The sequence below is a fragment of the Bradyrhizobium sp. USDA 4516 genome, from assembly GCF_054055915.1.
Genome location: NZ_JBSRXT010000001.1, coordinates 419966 through 438433, shown reverse-complemented (window position 1 = coordinate 438433; position 18468 = coordinate 419966). Strand labels below are relative to the sequence as shown.

The 18468-nt window shown below is 63.9% G+C and carries 11 protein-coding genes and 1 pseudogene; 4 read left to right on the top strand and 8 right to left on the bottom strand.

Going from position 1 to position 18468, the window contains the following annotated elements; genetic code table 11:
• Position 1: 1 nt before the first annotated feature.
• The 5 genes and pseudogenes from zwf to ACVI1L_RS02040 form a co-directional block, all read right to left on the bottom strand.
• A complete protein-coding gene (gene zwf, locus ACVI1L_RS02060; protein WP_456782140.1) occupies positions 2–1495 on the bottom strand; it encodes a glucose-6-phosphate dehydrogenase in 1494 nt (497 codons plus the stop codon).
• A 29-nt stretch (positions 1496–1524) separates the two neighbouring features.
• Complete coding sequence (gene gnd, locus ACVI1L_RS02055) at positions 1525–2508, bottom strand: phosphogluconate dehydrogenase (NAD(+)-dependent, decarboxylating) (protein ID WP_168856930.1); 984 nt, start codon at positions 2506–2508, stop codon at positions 1525–1527.
• A gap of 12 nt (positions 2509–2520) precedes the next feature.
• Positions 2521–5367: a bifunctional transaldolase/phosoglucose isomerase gene (locus tag ACVI1L_RS02050; RefSeq protein WP_456782139.1), complete on the bottom strand. Its 2847-nt coding sequence runs from the start codon at positions 5365–5367 to the stop codon at positions 2521–2523.
• A 218-nt stretch (positions 5368–5585) separates the two neighbouring features.
• Positions 5586–6033, bottom strand: a pseudogene (locus tag ACVI1L_RS02045) (DsrE family protein).
• A 54-nt stretch (positions 6034–6087) separates the two neighbouring features.
• Positions 6088–6705: a hypothetical protein gene (locus ACVI1L_RS02040; RefSeq protein ID WP_057015089.1), complete on the bottom strand. Its 618-nt coding sequence runs from the start codon at positions 6703–6705 to the stop codon at positions 6088–6090.
• 496 nt (positions 6706–7201) lie between these two features.
• Between ACVI1L_RS02040 and ACVI1L_RS02035 the strand changes: the two genes are divergently transcribed.
• The 4 genes from ACVI1L_RS02035 to ACVI1L_RS02020 all read left to right on the top strand — a co-directional run bounded on the left by ACVI1L_RS02035 (position 7202) and on the right by ACVI1L_RS02020 (position 13520).
• Positions 7202–9145: a PrkA family serine protein kinase gene (locus ACVI1L_RS02035; RefSeq protein WP_038382967.1), complete on the top strand. Its 1944-nt coding sequence runs from the start codon at positions 7202–7204 to the stop codon at positions 9143–9145.
• 108 nt (positions 9146–9253) lie between these two features.
• Complete coding sequence (locus ACVI1L_RS02030; protein WP_076823957.1) at positions 9254–10522, top strand: YeaH/YhbH family protein; 1269 nt, start codon at positions 9254–9256, stop codon at positions 10520–10522.
• A gap of 4 nt (positions 10523–10526) precedes the next feature.
• Positions 10527–12071, top strand: a complete 1545-nt coding sequence (locus tag ACVI1L_RS02025) for a SpoVR family protein (RefSeq protein ID WP_057014891.1) — start codon at positions 10527–10529, stop codon at positions 12069–12071.
• A 252-nt stretch (positions 12072–12323) separates the two neighbouring features.
• The gene (locus ACVI1L_RS02020; protein ID WP_456782138.1) at positions 12324–13520 is read left to right on the top strand and encodes an ABC transporter substrate-binding protein; all 1197 of its coding nucleotides are present in this window, start codon (positions 12324–12326) and stop codon (positions 13518–13520) included.
• Between the two features lie 82 nt (positions 13521–13602).
• Here ACVI1L_RS02020 and ACVI1L_RS02015 read toward each other — a convergent pair whose 3' ends face one another.
• Genes ACVI1L_RS02015 through ACVI1L_RS02005 form a run of 3 tightly spaced genes read right to left on the bottom strand, consistent with a single transcriptional unit; the run spans position 13603 to position 18271 of the window.
• Positions 13603–14658 (bottom strand): 2-oxoacid:ferredoxin oxidoreductase subunit beta, encoded by a 1056-nt coding sequence (locus ACVI1L_RS02015; protein WP_057014892.1) that lies wholly within the window; start codon positions 14656–14658, stop codon positions 13603–13605.
• Positions 14655–16502 carry a 2-oxoacid:acceptor oxidoreductase subunit alpha gene (locus ACVI1L_RS02010; protein ID WP_176937027.1) on the bottom strand — a complete coding sequence of 616 codons (1848 nt, stop codon included), beginning with the start codon at positions 16500–16502 and terminating at the stop codon, positions 14655–14657. The genes ACVI1L_RS02015 and ACVI1L_RS02010 overlap by 4 nt, the downstream gene beginning before the upstream one ends.
• On the bottom strand, positions 16472–18271 hold the full coding sequence (locus tag ACVI1L_RS02005) for an FAD-dependent oxidoreductase (RefSeq protein WP_057014894.1): 1800 nt from the start codon (positions 18269–18271) through the stop codon (positions 16472–16474). The genes ACVI1L_RS02010 and ACVI1L_RS02005 overlap by 31 nt, the downstream gene beginning before the upstream one ends.
• Between the last annotated feature and the right edge of the window lie 197 nt (positions 18272–18468).

The window sequence follows — 18468 nt, the reverse complement described above, 5'->3', positions numbered from 1 at the left end:
GTCAGCCCAGCTTCCGCCAGCTACGGCCGTCACGCGTCAGCAGCGCATTGGCGGCCTCCGGGCCTTCGCTGCCGGCCTTGTAGGGTTGCAGGCCACGGCCGCCGGCGCTCTTCCAGGCGTCGATGAAGGGCTGCACCGCCTGCCATCCGGCCTCGACGCTGTCGGCGCGCTGGAACAGCAGATTGTCGCCGATCATGCAGTCATAGATCAGCGTCTCGTAGCCGGTCGACGGCTCGGCCTTGAAGTAGTCCTTGTAGCGGAACTTCATCTCGACGCCGTCGATGTTGATGGTCGGGCCGGGTACCTTGGTGTTGAACTGCAGCTCGATGCCTTCGGTCGGCTCGGTGGAGATGACGAGGTAGTTCTGCGACAGGCGATCGACCGACGTGTCGCGGAACATCGCAAACGGCGCCTGCTTGAACTTGATCGCGATCTCCGTGCGCTTGGTGGTCAGCGCCTTGCCGGTGCGCAGGTAGAACGGCACGCCGGCCCAGCGCCAATTGTCGATGGTCAGCTTCAGCGCGGCATAGGTCTCGGTCGAGCTGTCGGGCCTGACGTCGGGCGTCTTGAGAAAGTCCTCGATCTCGGTGTCGCCGATCCGGCCGGCGCGATACTGGCCGCGCACCGAATTGTGCAGCGCCTCCTGTTCGCTCTGGGTCTGGATCGCGCTCAGCACCTCGGCCTTTTCGGAGCGCACCGCATGGGCGTCGAACCGCGCCGGCGGCTCCATCGTCACCAGCGACAGCAGCTGGAACAGATGGTTCGGCACCATGTCGCGCAGCGCGCCGGTGGCGTCGTAGAAGCTGCCGCGATGACCGACGCCGAGCTTCTCGTCCACGGTGATCTGGATGTGGTCGATGTGGTTGCGATTCCAGATCGGCTCGAACATGCCGTTGGCGAAGCGCAGCACCAGGATGTTCTGGACGGTTTCCTTGCCGAGATAGTGATCGATCCGGTAGATCTGGTGCTCGTCCATCAGCTTCAGCAGCGCTGAATTCAGCGCCTTGGCCGATGCGAGATCGGTGCCGAACGGCTTTTCGATGATCAGCCGCCGCCAGGCGCCGTTCTCCTCCAGCATGCCGGTGCGCCCGAGCTGCTGGCTGATCGGCAGGAACGCTCGCGGCGGGGTCGCGAGATAGAACAGCCGGTTGCCGCCGGTGCCGCGCGCCGTCTCGAGCTTGTCGAGCCGTTCGTTCATGGCATCGAAGGAGGGCGGATCGCTCGGATCTGCCTCGATCGAGGTGACGCATTCGAACAGCCGCGTGACGACCGCCTCATCGAGCGGCCGGGTCGCGAATTTGCGCAGCCCTTGCATCAGGCTGTCCTTCATCTGGTCGCTCGACATGCCCTTGCGGGCGATGCCGACGACGCAGAATTTGTTCGGCAGCAAGTCGCCGGCAGCGAGATTGTAGAGCGCCGGGATGACCAACCGGTGCGTCAGATCACCGGTGGCGCCGAAGATGATGAAGGAGCAAGGATCGGGTTTCTTCTGCACGTGACCTTCCGCGGTTCGCTTCAAGCTTTTTATGCCTTTTTCGGCGGCTCCTTGTGGCCGCCGAAACCTGCGCGCATCGCCGAGAGGATCTTCTCCGCGAAGGTATGGTCCTTGCGCGAGCGGAAGCGCGTGTAGAGCGCGGCCGTCAGCACCTCGGCCGGCACGGCCTCGTCGACCGCGGCATTGACTGTCCAGCGGCCTTCGCCGGAATCCTCGACAAAGCCGGAATAATTGTCGAGCGTGTGGTTCTGCGCCAGCGCCGATGCCGTGAGGTCGAGCAGCCAGGACGGGATCACGCTGCCGCGCCGCCAGACTTCGGCGATGTCGGCGATGTCGAGGTCGAAGCGATGCTCGGCCGGCAGCGCCTCGATATTGGCGTTCTTCAGGATGTCGAAGCCTTCGGCATAGGCCTGCATCAGGCCGTATTCGATGCCGTTGTGGATCATCTTGACGAAATGCCCGGCGCCGATCGGGCCGGCGTGAATGTAGCCCTGTTCGATGCGCGGATCGCGGCCCTCGCGGCCGGAGGTGCGAGGAATGTCGCCGATCCCGGGCGCCAGCGTCTTGAAGATCGGGTCGAGCCGGTCGACCACTTTCTTGTCGCCGCCGATCATCATGCAGTAGCCGCGCTCGATGCCCCAGATGCCGCCGCTGGTGCCGACATCGACGTAATGCAGCCCGCGCTCCCTGAGCGCCTTGCCGCGGCGGACGTCATCCTGCCAGAAGGTGTTGCCGCCATCGATGATGACGTCGCCTGGCTGCATCAGCTTCGACAGCGCCTCGATGGTGGCTTCGGTGATCTTGCCGGCCGGCAGCATCACCCAGGCGGTGCGCGGCGCCTCCAGCTTGAGGACGAAATCCTCCAGCGATGAGGACCCGATCGCATTGTCGGCGACGAGCGCCGCGACGGCCTTCGGATCCTTGTCGTAGACCACGGTGGTGTGGCCCTGGGTCATCAGGCGGCGGACGATGTTGCCGCCCATCCGCCCGAGGCCGATCATGCCGAGTTGCATCCCTCGCCTCCGTCAGTTCAGTGCAGCCGAGATCGCGGCATCGAGCGCCGCGAGCCCGGAGCTGAGATCGCCCTTGAGATGCACGCGCAGCGCCCGCCGGCCGCGCTCGGTGAGCACGTCGAAATCGCCGCGCGCCTGTGCCGCCTTGATCACGCCGAAGCTCGCCTTCTGGCCGGGCACCGGCAGGTCCGCCGTATCGTCGGTCGTGACCTGCAGGAACACACCGCTGTCGGGCCCGCCCTTGTAGGCCTGCCCGGTCGAATGCAGGAAGCGGGGACCGAACTCGGCGCAGGTCGCAAGGTGCCTTGCGTCGCGCACCTTCAGGCGCATCGCCTGCATGGCGTCGATGGTGTCGCCATCGCGCTCGATATAGGCGAGCAGGGCGACATAGTCGCCGCGGCCGGAGCGCGCGAGGTGCGCCTTGATCCAGGAGTCGAGATCGCCGTTCGCACCGGCCTTGCGCAGCTCCTCGGCGTTCTGCGCGTCGGTGTAGAGATCGACCCCGTCCGCCGACACCACCGGCTGTTCGGCCGGCAGCGACCCGGTCTTCTCGAACGCTGCCGTCAGTTCGCGGGTCTTGATCTTGGCGGCTTCGACGTCGGGCTGGTTGAACGGGTTGATGCCGAGGATCGACCCGGCGACCGCGGTCGCGATCTCGAAGCGGAAGAACTCCTGACCGATATGGTCGATCGACTTCATCACGATCCGAACCACGGGATGGCCGGCGGCCTCGAGCGCCGCGAGCTTGGCCTCATGCGCTGCATCGTTCTCGCCATCGGTGCGCAGATCGATGAAGAACCGGTCGTTGCCGTAGACCGCGGCGTCGCCAATCGTCTCGCCCTCGATCGGGATCAGGCCCTTGCCGTCCTTGCCGGTCGATTCCGCGATCAGCTGCTCGGCCCAGGCGCCGAAATCGGCAACGTCCGGCGAGGCGAAGATCGTCACCTTGTCGCGGCCTTCGAGCCCCGCGATGCCCATCGCGAGCCCGAGCTGCACGCCCGGGTTCTCCTGCGGCGGCACGTCGGCACCGCAAGAGCGCACCATCGCGAGCGTATGGCCGAGCAGGCTGCGGACGTCGATGCCGGCAGCGGCCGCCGGCACCAGACCGAACGGCGACAGCACGGAATAGCGGCCGCCGATCGCGGGGTCGCCGTAAAAGATGCGGGCAAAGCCCTGCTTGATCGCGACCTTCTGCAGCGATGAGCCCGGATCGGTCACCGCGATGAAGCGGTGGCCGGCCTTGTCCTTGCCGATCGCCTTCGCTACCCGATCGAAGAAATAGTCCTTCATCACGTTCGGCTCGGTGGTGCCGCCGGATTTGGAGGAGACGATGAACAGCGTCCTTGCGATGTCGACATACTCCTCCATCGCGCGCACCTGCGCCGGATCGGTGGAATCGAGCACGTGCAGCCGCGGGAAACCGGACCGGTGCGGGAAGGTCTGGGCCAGGACCTCCGGCCCGAGGCTCGACCCGCCCATGCCGAGCACGACGGCATCGGTGAAGTTCTGCCCCTTCACGCGCTGGGCGAAGTCCTCGTAGTCGGCGACATCAGCGGTGGCCGCGCTGGTGAGCCAGCCCAGCCATTTGTCCTCGTCGTCGCCGGTCCAGACCGATTTGTCCTTGTGCCAGAGCCTTCGGATCCGGGCGGAGGCGCGCCATTCCTCGGTGCTCTTCTCGACCGCCTTCTCGATGGTGGCGCCGAGCGCGAGCTTCTGGCGGTCGATGCCGCCGCCGAGCGAGGTGGCGCGCTTGTGGGCGACCGCGCCGTAGAGCTTGTCGGCCGCGTCGGCGAACAGCTTGACGCCGTCCTTGACCAGTTCCTCGGTAATCGCATCAAGCGAGATGCCGGACTTCTCCAGCTCCTCCAGCACGTGGCGGGCGTCCTCGACATTCTCCTCGAGGCTGTCGCGGACCTTGCCGTGGTCGCGGAAGGCATCGAGCGTCGCCGGCGGCACGGTGTTGACGGTGTCGGGGCCGATCAGCTCCTCGACATAGAGCACGTCGCTATAGTCCTTGTTCTTGGTGCCGGTCGACGCCCACAGCAGCCGCTGCGGCTTGGCGCCCTTGGCCGCCAGCTTGTCCCAGCGGCTGCCTGCGAACAGGTGCTTGTAGTCCTGGTAGGCGAGCTTGGCATTGGCGATCGCGACCTTGCCCTTCAAGGCCGCGAGCCGCTCCTTTTCGTGCGGATCGTTGGCCTTGGCGATCTTCTCGTCGAGCTGCTTGTCGACGGCGGTGTCGATGCGGCTGACGAAGAAGCTCGCGACGCTCGCGACATGGGAGGGATCGCCGCCCTTGCCGACGTATTTCTCCAGGCCCTTGAGATAGGCCTCGGCGACCTGGCGATAGACCTTCTGCGAGAACAGCAGCGTGATGTTGATGCTGATGCCTTCGCCGATCAGGTACTCGATCGCCGGCAGGCCCTCGGGCGTCGCCGGTACCTTGACCATCAGGTTCTTGCGGTGGACGTCCTTCCAGAGCCGTTCGGCTTCCGCGATCGTGCCCTTGGTGTCCATCGCGAGATAGGGCGACACCTCGAGGCTGACGAAGCCGTCGCCGCCGTGGCTCTGGTCGTAGACCGGGCGCAGCACGTCGGCGGCGTGCTGGATGTCCTCGACCGCGAGGTGCTCGAACAGGTCGGCGACCGAGCGGTCGCCGTTCTTGAGGGCCTTGCCGATCGCCCCGTCATATTCGTCCGAGCTGCCGATCGCCTTCTCGAAGATCGAGGGGTTGGACGTCACGCCTTTGACGCCGTCGGTCTCGATCAGCCGCTTCAGGTCGCCGTCGGCGACGAAGCCGCGGGCGAGGAAGTCCAGCCAGACGGCCTGACGGTGATTTTCGAGTGCTTTGACGGGGTTCATGGGTGCCTGTTCTCGTTCGATCGAGGGTCGATTTTTGGGTTCCCGGGCAGCTTTCGGGGGCGGGAGGGGGATTGTCAACATGGCGGGAGCCCCGGGCGGAATATCAGCATTTCCAAGGGATAACGCCATTCACAACAGTTCGATCCGCTCGGACGCAGGTGCGAGCAGACCCCCATCTCAGCACATTTTTATGACGCGTTGCGGCGCAGGACCGCGCGTCAGGGGCGCAGGTAGAGGTAACCTTGGGATTGCAGCTCGGCGAGGCGGACCCACCCCGCCGCGCTCGGCGGCAACGAAGCCGGGGAGCAAGTCGGCGAGGCCGATGTTCTGCGATTTCATGGTGTTGCCGCAGGCGGCGAACTCGATCCCATCCTTGGTGAACCGCGCGACATGTTTTGACAGCTCGGGATTGGCGGCTGCTGAATGAAACGCCTTCAGCGCCCGGCCGTGCACCACCAGCGCAATCGTCACATTGCCGGGGCCGCCGACGCCGTCGAGATGGTTCTGGATGTTGCCGATCACGAAATTGACCTTGTCGAGGTCATCGAGGTGATAGACCACCTTCAGCTTTTGCGGCGGTGCTTCGGTGGCGGCGCCGGCCTGGGACGCTGCCAAGACGGCGCCGATCGCTGAAAGCGTGCCCCAGAGGATGCTGCGTCGGCGCATGGCGTCTCTCGCGCAATTATTGTTGATCCAGTGTTGTCCCTTTGGGCAAACCTATCATTTGTGGCGGAGCGCAGCGAGTTCCTTGCGGTCGGTCACAAGTTCGGCGCATTCGCCCAAGTCCGCGCGATCGACGCGAAAGATCTTGTCGTCGGCGCCGGCGAACAGCGCTTCGCCCGCATCGTCGTCGGGCTTGTTGCGATTCCACACCATGATGCGGCCAAGGGGCGCAATCGCGGATTTATTGTCCTTGGACAACGCCACGGTGATACCGCCGCCCTCGCAATCCACGCCGCATTCGAAGCGTATTTCGTGGCCGGATTCGGCCGCGATGGCATGATTGCAGTAGCCGCTGGAGTCGAAATTGCCAGGGCGGTGGCGATACGCGACGCCGAGCCGGAATGAATAGTTGGTGGCCTTGTCCTCCGGAGCGTCTTCCGCTGACACCAGAAGCTTCATCGCGCTGACCTTCTGCTTCGGATGCTGCGCCAGATGATTTGCATCGTAGCGCCGCACGAAGCAGGCATAGGCTTTCGCGCCGGGCGGGCCCGCGAACATCCTGTTGTCGAAGGCGGCCGCCGCGGCCTTGTCGACGCCTTCCTGCGCCTGAACGGCTAACGGCGCGCCGGTCCAGGCGGCGGCTGCGAGTGCGACAACAAGGAGCGCCTGCTTCATGACCGGTTCGGGAATAGCCAGCGCCTCCAAGGTGTCATCTTTAAAGCGCGGCAATGGTGCCGCGCGGAACTGCGCGGGCTCGTTGCCTTAGTCGCGGCGACAAGGAGGCACGTTCAACGGTGGCTGAACGTTTGTTCATGAGAGTCTATGACGCGTGCATCTTGACGCCACGGCTGAACGGTCACACTTTTTCAGGGAAGCCCAACGTCCATCGCCGGACGGGAAGTTGCCCGCTCGGATGTCCGCTTCGGAGGCCTGGCCCCGGTAAACCACGGATGTGGCGAGGGGGTTACAGCCACCAAAAACAAGGGGATATTGATGAACCATTAAGCTTCCTGCCTGTTGATAAGGCAGAGGCTGCACGCGCCGTGCATTGCCGAACTGAGTCGGTCGAGTGTCCAATGGACCCAGCGTGCCGACGCTGATTCGATCCTAGGACGCTCTTGTTACGACTCGTGTCAGTCGTGCGGCGATACATATCGTGGAGAGAGGGATCATGTACAACGATTCTTTGTTCAACGCCTTCGCAAGGTCGTTTGAAGCGCGAAGCCAGACCGACATGTCGATGGCCGAGTATTTGGAGTCGTGTCGAAGTGATCCGATGCGATATGCAAATGCGGCCGAGCGGTTATTGGCGGCAATCGGTGAGCCCCAGATGATCGACACGGCCAAGGACCCACGCCTTGGCCGTATCTTTTTGAACCGTACGATCAGGTCGTATCCGGCCTTCGCCGGCTTCTACGGCATGGAGGATACGATCGAGCGCCTCGTCGGCTTCTTCCGTCACGCCGCGCAGGGCCTCGAAGAGCGCAAGCAGATTCTCTATCTGCTCGGGCCGGTCGGCGGCGGCAAGTCATCGCTCGCCGAGCGCATCAAGGCGCTGATGGAGATTCATCCGATCTACGTGCTGAAGGCGGGCGACGAGCTGTCGCCGGTGTTCGAGAGCCCGCTTGGGCTGTTTGATCCCGAGACGCTTGGCCCGATGATCGAGGAGAAGTACGGCATTCCGCGCCGCCGGCTGAGCGGGCTGATGTCGCCCTGGGCCTACAAGCGGCTCGAAGCCTTCGGTGGCGACATCTCGCAATTCCGCGTCGCGCGCATCCAGCCTTCAAGGCTGCGCCAGATCGCGGTTGCCAAGACCGAGCCCGGTGACGAGAACAACCAGGACATCTCCTCGCTGGTCGGCAAGGTCGACATCCGCAAGCTCGAGACCTACGCCCAGAACGATCCCGACGCCTACAGCTATTCCGGCGGCCTCAACCGCGCCAACCAGGGCGTGCTCGAGTTCGTCGAAATGTTCAAGGCACCGATCAAGATGCTGCACCCGCTGCTGACCGCGACGCAGGAGGGTAACTACATCGGCACCGAGAACATCGGCGCGATTCCGTTCACCGGCATCATCCTCGCGCACTCCAACGAGGCGGAGTGGCAGAGCTTCAAGACCAACAAGAACAACGAGGCCTTCATCGACCGCATCTGCGTCATCAAGGTCCCGTACGTCCTGCGGGTCACCGAGGAGCAGAAGATCTACGAGAAGCTGATCCAGGGCTCCGAGCTTGCCGCAGCACCTTGCGCTCCGGCGACGCTGGAGACGATGGCGCGCTTCTCGGTGATGTCGCGGCTGCGCAAGCACGAGAACTCGACGCTGTTTGGCAAGATGCGGGTCTATGACGGCGAGAGCCTCAAGGAATCCGATCCGAAGGCGCGCAGCGTTCAGGAGTACAAGGACGCGGCCGGCGTCGACGAGGGCATGGACGGCGTCTCCACCCGCTTTGCCTTCAAGGTGCTCGCCTCGACCTTCAACCATGACACCACCGAAGTCGGCGCCGATGCGGTGCACCTGATGTATGTGCTGGAGCAGGCGATCCGCCGCGAGCAGCTGCCTGACGAGACCGAGAAGCGCTATCTCGAATTCATCAAGGCCGACCTCGCGCCGCGTTATGCCGAGTTCATCGGCAACGAGATCCAGAAGGCCTATCTGGAATCCTACGCCGACTACGGTCAGAACCTGTTCGACCGCTATGTCGACTACGCCGACGCCTGGATCGAGGATCAGGACTTCAAGGATCCCGACACCGGCCAGCTGATGAACCGCGAGCTCCTGAACCAGGAGCTGACCAAGATCGAGAAGCCGGCCGGCATCGCCAACCCGAAGGACTTCCGCAACGAGGTCGTCAAGTTCTCGCTGCGCTCGCGGGCGCACAATGGCGGCAAGAACCCGAGCTGGACCTCCTACGAAAAGGTTCGCGACGTGATCGAGAAGCGGATATTCTCACAGGTCGAGGATCTGCTTCCGGTCATTTCGTTCGGCTCCAAGAAGGACGGCGAGACCGAGAAGAAGCACGGCGAGTTCGTCGAGCGGATGGTGGAGCGCGGCTATACCGAGCGCCAGGTCCGCCGGCTCGTCGAGTGGTACATGCGGGTGAAGCAGGCCGGCTAATACGCGATCCGGAAAGCCGGCACCGGCTTTCCGTTTCGTCTCGTCCTGTCCAATAAAATGCGATGCGACTGTCATGATCGCATCCGGTGAGGCAGATGCAACGTGGTCATGCATATCGTCGATCGGCGGTTGAATCCGGGTAGCAAGAGCCTGGAGAACCGCCAGCGCTTCCTGCGGCGCGCCAAGGCGCTGGTGCAGGGGGCCGTCAAGAAGTCGTCACAGGACCGGGACATCAAGGATGTCCTGGAAGGTGGCGAAGTGACAATCCCGCTGGACGGCATGGATGAGCCGCGGTTCCGGCGCGAGGGCGGCACGCGTGACATGGTGCTGCCCGGCAACAAGAAGTTCGTCGAGGGCGACTGGCTGCAGCGCCCGAACCAAAGCGGCGCCAAGGGCTCCGGCGCAGGCGAAGGCGACAGCGAGGACGCCTTCCGCTTCGTGCTCAGCCGCGACGAATTCGTCGATCTCTTCCTCGACGACCTCGAACTGCCCGATCTTGCCAAACGCAAACTTGCGGAAACCGAAAGCGAAGGCATCCAGCGCGCCGGCTATGCGACGTCGGGCTCGCCCGCCAACATCTCGATCAGCCGCACGGTGAGCCGGGCGCTGGCGCGGCGCGTGGCACTGCGCCGGCCGCGCAAGGACGACATCGAGGCGCTCGAGGCGGAGCTTGCCGAATGCGATGACGATGCGCGGCGCCGCGAGCTGCTGGCGCTGCTCGAAGCGTTGAAGGCCAAGGCCAAACGGATCCCGTTCATCGATCCGATCGACATCCGCTACCGCCGCTTCGAGACGGTGCCGAAGCCGGTGGCGCAGGCCGTGATGTTCTGCCTGATGGACGTATCGGGCTCGATGTCCGAGCACATGAAGGATCTGGCGAAGCGGTTCTATATGCTGCTCTACGTGTTCCTGAAGCGGCGCTACAAGCACGTCGAGATCGTGTTCATCCGCCACACCGACCGCGCCGAGGAGGTCGACGAGGACACCTTCTTCCATGGCCCGGCTTCCGGCGGCACGCTGGTGTCGAGCGCGCTGGTCGCGATGAACGATATCGTCCGCACCCGCTTCCGTCCGGCCGACTGGAACATCTACGCCGCCCAGGCCTCGGACGGCGACAACATGACCTCGGACAGCGCGCTGACCGGTCACCTCCTGACCGACAAGATCCTGCCGGTCTGCCAGTTCTTCGCCTATCTCGAGGTCGGCGAAGCCGCCAACTACACTTTCGACATGCCGGACTCTTCGCTCTGGACGCTCTATGAGCGTCTGCGCAACGAGGGCGCGCCGCTGTCGATGCGCAAGGTGAGCGAGCGCGGCGAGATCTTCCCGGTGTTCCAGGACCTGTTCAAGCGCCGCAGCAAGCAGGAAAGGGTGTAGCGTGATGGGTTCTTCCGGGGAACGGCTGTTCGAGGGCGCCGATTGGGATTTCCAGACCTTGCAGCGGGTCCACGACGCCTGCGAGAAAATCGCGCGCACCGAGCTCGGGCTCGACGTCTATCCCAACCAGATCGAGGTGATCACCGCCGAGCAGATGCTCGACGCCTATTCCTCGGTCGGCATGCCGCTGTTCTACAAGCACTGGTCATTCGGCAAGCAATTCGCGTTCCAGGAAGCGTCCTATCGCAAGGGCCTGATGGGCCTCGCCTATGAGATCGTGATCAATTCCTCGCCGTGCATCTCCTATCTCATGGAGGAGAACACGGCGACGATGCAGACGCTGGTGATCGCGCACGCGGCGTTCGGGCACAATCACTTCTTCAAGAACAACTATCTGTTCAAGCAGTGGACCGATGCCGACGGCATTCTCGACTATCTGGAATTCGCCAAAGGCTACATCGCGGTCTGCGAGGACCGCCATGGCCGCGAGACGGTGGAGCGGACGCTCGATGCCGCGCATGCGCTGATGTCGCATGGCGTCGACCGCTATCCCGGGAAGAAGACGCTCGATTTGCGTGCCGAGGAGAAGCGGGCCGGCGAGCGCCGGCAGCACGAGGAAAGCGTGTTCAACGATTTGTGGCGGACGGTGCCGAACACCAAGGCCAAGAGCAAGGCTACGCTCACGGCCGAGCGCCGCCGCGCGCTGCTCGGCTTGCCGCAGGAGAACATCCTCTATTTCCTCGAGAAGACCGCGCCGCGCCTTGCACCCTGGCAGCGCGAGCTGATCCGCATCGTCCGCCACATCGCGCAGTATTTCTACCCGCAGGGCCAGACCAAGGTGATGAACGAGGGCACCGCGACCTACGTCCACTACCGCATCATGAGCCGGCTGCATCAGCAGGGCCGGCTCACCGACGGCAATTTCCTCGAGTTCCTGCAGTCGCACACCAATGTGGTGTTCCAGCCCGAATTCGACGACCGCCGCTATTCCGGCTTCAATCCCTACGCGCTCGGCTTCGCCATGATGCAGGACATCGAGCGGATCGTGAAAAATCCGGAGGACGAGGACCGCGAGTGGTTCCCCGACATCGCCGGCAAGGGCGACGTCGAGGGCGTGCTGCGCGAGATCTGGAGCAACTACCGCGACGAGAGCTTCATCAACCAGTTCCTCAGCCCGGCGCTGATCCGGCGCTTCCGCATGTTCCATTTGCACGACGACCCCGCGGAAAGCCAGGGGATCAAGGTCGACGCGATCCACGACGAGCGCGGCTACCGCCGGGTCCGCCGCGAGCTGGCGCGGCAATACGACGTCGGCTTCGTCGACGCCAATATCGAGGTTGTGGATGTCGATCTCGACGGCGATCGCCGCCTGATGCTGCGTCACACCACCGTGAAGGGCGCGCAGCTCAACGAGACCGACGCGCGGCGCGTGCTGCAACACCTCGCCGATCTGTGGTCCTACGACGTCGCGCTGACCGAAATCGACGGCACCGACAAGGTGCTGAAGGAATACGTCGTCAGCCCGCGCGCGGCCGCGGTCGCGGCGTGAGGATCACGCTCTCGCTGACATGAGCGCGGCGCGCACCGCCGCGCGGAATGCGAGTCTTGCTCGGTGAACCTTCATGTCTATCGAAGGCTCACATCATGAACATGCCGGCAACATTCCGACTTTGAAAGCGCATGGCGTTCTATGCGCGAACGCGATTGCCGGCATGCGGAAATCTCGCGAGACGTTCTTGGTGATTGCCTGCGCGGACGCGATGGATAATGTGCGCCGCGTCAAGAAAACCAAGAAAAGGATATGCTCTTGTCAACTCGCTCCCGCCTGGCGGGCTTTCTCGCCTTCACCGCGCTCACGGCCTCCTTGATCTCGCCGTCCGTGGCAGCCGATACCGCGATCAAAATAGGAAACACCGCGCCCTATAGCGGCCCGGCGTCGGCCTACGGCACGATCGCGCGTGCCGAAGCCGCATATTTCCAGATGCTCAACGATCAGGGCGGCATCAACGGCCGCAAGATCGACTTCGAGAGTCTCGACGACGCCTATTCACCGTCGAAGACCGTCGAGCAGACCCGCAAGCTCGTCGAGCAGGACGAGGTGCTCGCGATCTTCAGCGCGGTCGGCACCGCGCCGAACATCTCGGTGCAGAAGTACCTCAACATCAAGCGCGTGCCGCAGCTGTTCGTGTCCTCCGGCGCGACGCGCTGGAACGATCCAAAACAGTTCCCGTGGACGGTCGGTTTCAATCCGACCTACGAGCTCGAAGGCCGGCTCTACGCAAAATACATCCTGAAGACCAAGCCGGATGCGAAGATCGCCGTCATCACGCCCAACGAGGACGCCGGAAAGGACTATCTGAGGGGTTTCAAGGACGGGCTCGGCGAGCATGTCGGCCAGATCGTCGCCGAGACCACGTATCTCACGACCGATCCCACCATCGATTCCCAGATGGTGACGATGCGCGAGTCCGGCGCGGACGTCTTCTTCGCGGAGGCGACGCCGAAATTCGCGGCCCAGGCGCTGCGCAAGGCGGCGAGCATGGGCTGGAAGCCGCTGACCATCCTTCCGACCGTCTCGAACTCGGTCTCCGCGGTGCTTGAACCGGCCGGTCTCGAGAACGTCATCGGCGTCGTGACCGGGCTCTATCTGAAGGATCCGACCGATCCGCGCTGGGCCGACGATCCCGCGCAGAAGGAGTTTGCGGACTGGATGAAGAAGTACCAGCCGAATGCGAGCCCGGTCGACCTCTTCAACGTGCAGGGCTACACGGTGGCGCAGGTCATGACGGCGGTGCTGAGGAACTGCAACGGCGATTACAGCCGCGCCAACATCATCAAGCAGGCGACCAATCTGAAGGCGCTCGAGCTGCCGATGCTGTTGCCCGGCATCAAGGTGCAGACCGAGCCCGACAATGTGACGCCGATCCGGCAAATCCAGATGGCGCGGTTCGACGGCAAGTCCTGGGCGCTGTTCGGCGACGTCTTGAGCGACAAGTAGCCGTCACCAACTCCGCTGTCGTCCCTGCCTAGTGCGCAATTGCGCACGGGAGCAGGGACGACACGGAGTGTGCTGCCACTGCTCAGCGCAGGCTGGCGTTGATCTTGTCCAGCACGGCTGAACCCGGGCACAGCGCTTGTTCGTCGAGCGTGTTGAGCGGCGTCTCGACGGTGTCGAGATGGGTGTGCAGATCCTCGGCATCCGGATCGACATAGAGCAGGCCAGTGACGATCTGGCCCTTGGCCGCGTGCTTCTGCAGGAAGGTCATCGCGCCCAGACGATCATGCGGATCGTAGTCGGCGTCGAGCTTGCGCAGCGCCAGTCTGGAGCCGTCATGCTGCTCGACCACCTGAACGGTGCCGGGCGCATAGTCGACGCTGATCGGATCGCGGCCGACCAGCACGTCGAGGCGATTCACCGCGTCATTGTGCTCGCGGACATAGTCAAAACTCTTGGTCGAGCCGGCGTGGTTGTTGAAGGCGATGCAGGGGCTGATCACGTCGATGAAGGACGCGCCCTGGTGGCGGATCGCAGCCGCGATCAGCGGCACCAGCTGGGTCTTGTCGCCGGAGAAAGAGCGCGCCACGAATGTGGCCCCGAGCTGCAGCGCGATCGCGACCAGGTCGATCGCGTTGTCGGTATTGACGACACCCTTCTTGGACTTCGAGCCGCGGTCGGCGGTGGCCGAGAACTGGCCCTTGGTCAGGCCGTACACGCCGTTGTTCTCGACGATGTAGGTCATGTTGACGGCGCGCCGGATCGAATGCGCGAACTGACCGAAGCCGATCGAGGCGGAATCGCCGTCGCCGGAGACGCCGAGATAGATCAGGTCGCGGTTGGCCAGGTTGGCGCCGGTCAGCACCGACGGCATGCGGCCGTGCACCGAGTTGAAGCCGTGCGAATTGCCGAGGAAATAGTCCGGCGTCTTCGACGAGCAGCCGATGCCGGAAATCTTCGCCACCCGGTGCGGCTCGATCGAGAGCTCGTAGCAGGCCTCGATGATCGAGGCGGTGATCGAATCGTGGCCGCAGCCGGCGCACAGCGTCGAGATCTTCCCCTCATAGTCGCGGTGGGTATAGCCCAGCTCGTTCTTCTTCAGGCCGGGATGATGAAACTTCGGCTTTGCAATGTAGGTCATGTCACGGCCTTGCGGAGAGGGGTCACCTTGAGATGATCCTGGTGGTCGCCGATCGCGCCCGCGATGAAGCGCGCGGTGATCGGCGTGCCGTCATAGTGCAGGATCGGCACCAGCCTGACGGGGTCGATGCCGTTCTCGTTGACGATCAGCTGGCGAAGCTGGGCGTCGCGGTTCTGCTCGACCACGTAGACGAAGTCGTGGTCGGCGATGAAGCTCGCGACGCTGGAGTGGAACGGGAAGGCGCGGATGCGCATGCGGTCGAGCTGGTGGCCGCGCGCCTCCAGGATCCCGATCGCCTCGTCCATCGCGGGCGAGGTCGAGCCGAAATAGATCACGCCGTATTTGGTGGGCTTTGCCGCATTGGCCTGCAGCGGCCGCGGCACCATGTCCTGCGCGGTCTCGAACTTGCGCACCAGGCGTTGCATGTTGTCGGCATAGACCGCGCCTTCCTCGGAATAGCGCGCGTAGCGGTCGCGCGAGGTACCGCGAGTGAAGTAGGAACCCTTGGTCGGATGCGTGCCGGGATAGGTGCGATAGGGGATGCCGTCGCCGTCGACGTCGAGATAGCGGCCGAAGTCGCGGCCTTCCTCGAGCATCTCCGCCGTCATCACCTTGCCGCGGTCGTATTGCTTGGCGTCGTCCCACTTCAGCGGGCGGCACAGCCGGTGGTTCATGCCGATGTCGAGATCGAGCATCAGGAAGATCGTGGTCTGCAGCCGCTCGGCGAGGTCGAAGGCGGCCGCGGCGAACTCGAACGCCTCCGCCGGATCTTCCGGGAACAGCAGCACGTGCTTGGTATCGCCGTGCGAGGCATAGGCGCAGGCGATCACGTCGCATTGCTGGGTGCGGGTCGGCATGCCCGTCGAGGGGCCGGCGCGCTGGATGTTCATGATCACGGCCGGGATCTCGGCGAAATAGGACAGGCCGATGAACTCGGTCATCAGCGAGATGCCGGGACCCGAGGTCGCGGTGAAGGCCCGTGCGCCGTTCCAGGAGGCGCCGATCACGATGCCGATCGAGGCGAGTTCGTCCTCGCCCTGCACGATGGCGTACTTCGCCTTGCCGGTCTCGGGATCGTGGCGGTACTTCTTGCAGTGGCTGGTGAAGGCTTCCGCCACCGACGATGACGGCGTGATCGGATACCAGGCGCACACGGTGGCGCCGCCATAGACGGCGCCGAGCGCGGCCGCACTGTTGCCTTCGACGAAGATGCGGTCGCCGACCTTGTCGGACTTCTTCACCCGCAGCCCGACCGGGCATTTCAGGTTCTGCAGCGCCCAGTCGCGGCCGAGATGCAGCGCATGGACGTTGGAGGACAGCAGCTTCTCCTTGCCCTTGTACTGCTCGCCGATCAGCTGCTCGACCAGCTTGGGATCGAGGTCGAGCAGGGCGCAGAGCGCGCCGAGATAGATGATGTTCTTGAACAGCTGGCGCTGCCTGGGATCGGTGTAGGTCGAGTTGGTGATCGCGGTCAGCGGCACGCCGATGACGGTGATGTCCTCGCGGAATTTCGACGACGGCATCGGCTTGGTCGAATCGTAGAACAGATAGCCGCCGGGCTCGATCGAGGCGACGTCCTTGTCCCAGGTCTGCGGGTTCATCGCCACCATCAAGTCGACGCCGCCGCGGGCGCCGAGATGGCCGTCCTCGGTGACGCGCACCTCATACCAGGTCGGCAAGCCCTGGATGTTGGACGGGAAGATGTTGCGTGGCGAGACCGGCACGCCGTGGCGCAGAATCGAGCGCGCGAACAGTTCGTTGGCGGAAGCCGAGCCCGAACCGTTGACGTTGGCGAAGCGGACGACGAAGTCGTTTACGCTGCTGATCGGGCTTTGGACTGACATGTTGATCCCGCTTGAACCATATCGATGAGGTACTTCTGCATGTCCCAGGCGCCGGTCGGGCAGCGCTCGGCACACAGCCCGCAATGCAGGCAGACGTCTTCGTCCTTCACCATGACGCGGCCGGTCTTGAGGTCGCCGGAGACGTAGAGCGCCTGGTCGTGATGCGGCGAGGGCGCTTTCAGCCGCTGCCGCAAATCATCCTCCTCACCGTTCTCGGTGAAGCTGATGCAGTCCATCGGACAGATGTCGACGCAGGCGTCGCATTCGATGCAGAGCGGCGCGGAAAACACCGTCTGCACGTCGCAATTCAGGCAGCGCTGCGCCTCGCCGAGCGCGAGCTTGAGGTCGTAGCCGAGCTCGACCTCGGCGCGGATGTCCTTCAGCGCGACCACCTTGTCGCGATGCGGCACCTTGAAGCGCTTGTCGGCGGAGATGTCGTTGTCGTAGCTCCACTCGTGGATGCCCATCTTCTGCGAGGAGACGTGCACCTCGGGCAGCGGGCGCTCGTTGATGTCCTCGCCGGACAGCATGCGGTGGATGGAGAGCGCGGCGTCGTGGCCATGCGCCACCGCCCAGATGATGTTCTTCGGCCCGAACGCCGCATCGCCGCCGAAGAACACCTTCGGATTGGTCGAGACGAACGTCTTGGGATCGACCTTCGGCATGTGCCACTTGTCGAATTCGATGCCGCAATCGGCTTCGATCCAGGGGAACGCGTTCTCCTGGCCGACCGCAACGAGCACATCGTCGCAGGGCACGGTCTCGTCCGGCTCGCCCGAGGGCACCAGATTGCGGCGGCCCTTGGCGTCGTACTCCGCCTTCACCTTCTGGAAGGTGACGCCGATCAGCTTGCCGGCCACATGCTTGAACGCCACCGGCACCATGTAGTTCAGGATCGGGATGTCCTCGTGAAGCGCGTCTTCCTTCTCCCACGGCGAAGCCTTCATTTCCTCGAAGCCGGAGCGGACAATCACCTTGACGCTTTCGCCGCCGAGGCGGCGCGCGGTGCGGCAGCAATCCATCGCCGTGTTGCCCCCGCCGAGCACGATGACGCGGCGGCCGATCTTGTCGACGTGGCCGAACGACACGTTGGCCAGCCACTCGATGCCGATATGGATGTTGGCGGCGCCCTCCTTGCGGCCGGGGATGTCGAGCTCGCGGCCGCGCGGTGCGCCAGAGCCGACAAAGATCGCGTCATAGTTCTCGGCGAGCAGCTGCTTCAGGCTGTCGACGCGCTGACCACCCTTGAACTCGACACCGAGGTTCAGGATGTAGTCGGTCTCCTCGTCGATCACGCTGTCGGGCAGGCGGAATTTCGGAATCTGGCTGCGCATCATGCCGCCGGCCTTGGGATCGCCGTCGAACACGGTGCAGTGATAGCCGAGCGGCGCGAGATCGCGCGCCACGGCGAGCGAGGCAGGGCCGCCGCCGACCAGCGCGATGCGCTTGCCGTTCTTCGGCCCGGGCTTCGGCAGCCGATGCTTGATGTCGTCCTTGAAGTCGGCTGCGACGCGCTTCAGGCGGCAGATCGCGACCGGGTTGTCCTCGACCCGGCCGCGGCGGCATGCTGGCTCGCATGGACGGTCGCAGGTGCGCCCGAGAATGCCGGGGAACACGTTGGACTTCCAATTGATCATGTAGGCGTCGCTGTAACGCCCCTCAGCAATCAACCGGATGTACTCGGGAACGGGGGTGTGTGCGGGACAGGCCCATTGGCAATCGACTACTTTGTGGAAGTAGTCAGGCGCCGAGATATCAGTCGGTTTCATTCCTACCTTTGACCCGCGCGAAAATGCCAGACCCGCGCGGCCTTATCGTTGACGACGAACGCTCACGTGGCGTTGTTCTGGTTTTTGAATTGGATCATAGGCTTATCTTATTAGAGCCGTTCCAGAGAAGGCAAAGGCTAAATTGTCCGATCATCAGCTTTCGCGCGGCTGATGCGCGTGTAGCGTTAATCTCGATT